Annotated in this window: 1 protein-coding gene; it reads right to left on the bottom strand. The window is 61.2% G+C overall.

Annotation, left to right across the window (positions count from 1 at the left end; genetic code table 11):
• Window positions 1-428 (bottom strand): hypothetical protein (locus tag AACY08_RS30130; protein WP_445262081.1); only part of this gene is annotated, 428 nt, incomplete at both ends.

Below are 428 nucleotides of genomic sequence, written 5' to 3'. Positions count from 1 at the left end.
ATTCCACACCGCGCTCGTCGAGAGCCAGTTCTCGACGACGGCAGAAGGACCAGCAGCGACGGGTAAGCCGGCCAGGACGACGCTATCCATCATCGCCGCCTTCGCAACGTGCATTCCCTCGATGTCGCCGATGGCGACTGTGGAAACCTTTCGGTTCTCCAGCAGATGATCGTCATCGACGAACGCACTCGACATCATGAGTGCGTTACCACTTCCCAAGTCGAGAATCATCTGGGCGGCCGGACGACCATCCACGCCTGCCGACACCAGCAACTCGCGAGCCGTGCCAAGACTGAGCTGTAGCACGGCCCATCCATTGCCGCCCGTGAACGAACCGCTCGGGGCCAAGGCGAGGCGGCTCTCTGCAAAATCAAGCGCGAGAACGCGATCAGCCAGCATATCTAGCCCCAGCACCAGATCGATCGGTC

This window comes from Pseudomonas sp. EL_65y_Pfl1_R83, assembly GCF_963970695.1.
Classification (GTDB): Bacteria; Pseudomonadota; Gammaproteobacteria; order Pseudomonadales; family Pseudomonadaceae; genus Aquipseudomonas; species Aquipseudomonas tritici.
Note: the sequence above shows the minus strand (reverse complement) of the source record. Positions and strands in the feature narration are given on the sequence as shown.